The organism is Streptomyces sp. SPB074 (assembly GCF_000154905.1).
Taxonomy (GTDB): Bacteria; Actinomycetota; Actinomycetes; order Streptomycetales; family Streptomycetaceae; genus Streptomyces.
Map to the genome: position 1 here is coordinate 4676141 of NZ_GG770539.1, position 2390 is coordinate 4678530.

General features: G+C 75.4%; 3 protein-coding genes. 1 reads left to right on the forward strand and 2 read right to left on the reverse strand.

What is annotated here, in order from left to right; all coding sequences use genetic code 11:
- On the reverse strand, positions 1-661 hold a 661-nt coding region (locus SSBG_RS19660; protein ID WP_008747826.1), incomplete at its 3' end, for an MBL fold metallo-hydrolase.
- Positions 662-771: 110 nt separating this feature from the next.
- On the opposite strand from SSBG_RS19660, the gene SSBG_RS19665 reads away from it, so the two are divergent.
- On the forward strand, positions 772-1299 hold the full coding sequence (locus SSBG_RS19665; protein ID WP_008747827.1) for a TetR/AcrR family transcriptional regulator: 528 nt from the start codon (positions 772-774) through the stop codon (positions 1297-1299).
- A 29-nt stretch (positions 1300-1328) separates the two neighbouring features.
- On the opposite strand, the gene SSBG_RS19670 is transcribed toward SSBG_RS19665, so the two are convergent.
- Complete coding sequence (locus SSBG_RS19670) at positions 1329-2321, reverse strand: hypothetical protein (RefSeq protein WP_008747828.1); 993 nt, start codon at positions 2319-2321, stop codon at positions 1329-1331.
- Positions 2322-2390 lie beyond the last annotated feature (69 nt).

The window sequence follows — 2390 nt, forward strand, 5'->3', positions numbered from 1 at the left end:
GGGGGCGCCGTGGCCGGGGAGGACCCAGGAGTGTGCTGAGCGGGGCCAGCCGGGCGAGGGAGGCGCGGGCCTCGGCGGGGTCGTCGGTGAACGGGGCGGGCTGCGGGCCGGTGCGGCCGGTGAGGACGTGCCGGGTGGTGAGCGCGTCGCCGACGAACACCGCGTCCGCGAGCGGCACGTGGACGGCGACGCTGCCGGGGGAGTGGCCCGGCATCCCGATGATCACGGGGCTGCCCGGGAGGTCGAGGACCTCGCCGTCGTGGATCTCGGTGACCTCGGAGACGTACTTCGTGCGCAGGCCGTTCTTGCGGAGCGAGTAGCCGAGGAAGCCGAGCGTGGCGCCGGGCCGCATCGGGTCGGAGGGCGTCTTCGGCTTCTCGCCGGTGCGGGTGCGGTGGGCGTCCGCCTCGTGCACGTAGACCGGCACCCCGTGCTCGGTGCGCAGCCGTTCGGCGAAACCGATGTGGTCCGAGTCGCCGTGGGTGAGGACGAGACCGCGGATGTCGTCGGCGCTCCTGCCGATCTCGCGCAGCTCGCGCTGGAGGTCGTTCCAGTGCCCGGGGAGCCCGGCGTCCACGAGTGTGATGCCCTCGGGGGTGTCGACGAGGTAGGAGGAGACGATGTCGTTGCCGAGACGGTGCAGGTGCGGGGCGAGCTTCACGAGGTACTCCCGGGGAACTGATGGCTAAGGTGTTTAGCCTTCATGGCTAAGGTACATAGCTATGATGGCTACAGTCAATAGCCTTCCGATCCGCTCCCGAGAGGTGGACCATGCCGAGCCCCGAGAAGACCTCCCGCGCCGACATCGTCGCGGCGGGCCGCGCACTCCTGGAATCGGAGGGCCCCGACGGGCTCACGATGCAGAAGGTCGCGTCCCGCGTCGGCGTCCGCGCCCCGTCCCTCTACAAACACGTGGCCAACCGCGCGGCGCTGCTCGACGCCGTGGCCGAGGCGACCGTCGAGGACCTGGCCGACCGCATCGCCCGCACCGACGGCACCCTTTCCGCCATCGCCCGCTGCTACCGCGCCTTCTCCACCGCCCACCCGGAAGGCTTCCGCCTCGTGATGCACTCGGTCCACGCCCCCCGCTCCGCCCTCGCCCGCGCCGCCCAGCCCCTCATCGACGCGACCAGCGACCTCGTGGGCGAGGACGAGTCCCTGGAGGCCGCCCGCTTCGTCACCGCCTGGCTCACCGGCTTCATCGGCATGGAACTCAGCGGCTCCTTCCGCCTGGGCGGAGACGTGGACCGCGCCTTCACCTACGGCCTGGACGCGATGCGCCGGGGGCTGGCGGGCTGAGCCGGGCGGCCCGCCTCGCCCGCACCGCCTCACTCCCGCCCCGCCACCCACGCCCGCAGGCCCGTCCCCGGGAGGGGCAGCGGCTGCCAGGTGCGGGCGTACGGCGGCGGGCCGGCGTGGGCGGAGGTGAGGGCCGCCACCGGGATCTCAGTGGTGCGGGCGCGCAGGGCGGCGTGGGTGAGGTTCTTGTTGTTGCCCGCGACGTTGCCCGAGGCGCACCCGGCCGCGTAGGAGACGGGCGGGGTCTGGGCGCCCGTGATCAGGCACGGGGGGCGGACGCCCGCCCGGTGGAGGGAGGCGGCCACCCGCTCGTAGCGGTGGGTCGTGTGGCGGGCGCCCATGAGGTTGCGCCAGAAGCCGGTGCCCTGCGCGACCCCGTACAGTGCCAGCACCGCGCACAGCGCCACGACGTACGGGCGGCGCCCGCGCGCCACGTCGAGCGCGGTCGCCGCGAGGGGCAGGGAGAGGAGCGCGTAGGCGGGCAGGAAGAAACGGGGGGCCGAGTAGCCGAGCGCCAGCAGGTACGGGAGGGCCAGCGCGAGCGCGCAGGCGAGCGGGAGCCACACCGTGATCCGCCGCGCCGTCCGCCCGGGCCCGTCGCGCCGCGCCCGCACCGCGCACACCAGCGCCAGCACCGGCAGCAGCAGCCACCACCAGGTGTGCCACGGCTGGTACGGCGTGATGTCGCACGGGCGGCACAGCAGCGGCCCGTTGACGCTGAGCCAGGCGTCACCGCCCGCCCAGCGCAGGCCCATCTCGCCCTGCACGTCGCTGGAGACCCGCAGCCGCTCCGCGATCCCGCCCCAGCGCCCGTATGCCTCCACGATCCACGGCACCGCGCCCGCCACGACCCCGCCCGCCACCGCCGCCAGCGGCGCGGCCCGCCGCAGCGGCCGGTGCGCCAGGCAGGCGAGTCCGAGCGGCAGCGCGAGCCAGCAGCCGTCGGGGAAGCGCAGCAGCGTCACCGCCGCGACCGCGAGGGCCACCCCGCCCCAGGCCCGCCGCCGTTCCCCCGGCGGCACGCCCCGCTCCCGCGCGCCAGGCGCGACCGGCCGGCCCCGTTCTCGCGCGCCAAGCGCGCCCGGCACGCC

Excerpts from the sequence above, each read along its gene's own strand:
- SSBG_RS19665 (WP_008747827.1), top strand. The coding sequence starts at position 772 with ATGCCGAGCCCCGAGAAGACCTCCCGCGCCGACATCGTCGCGGCGGGC.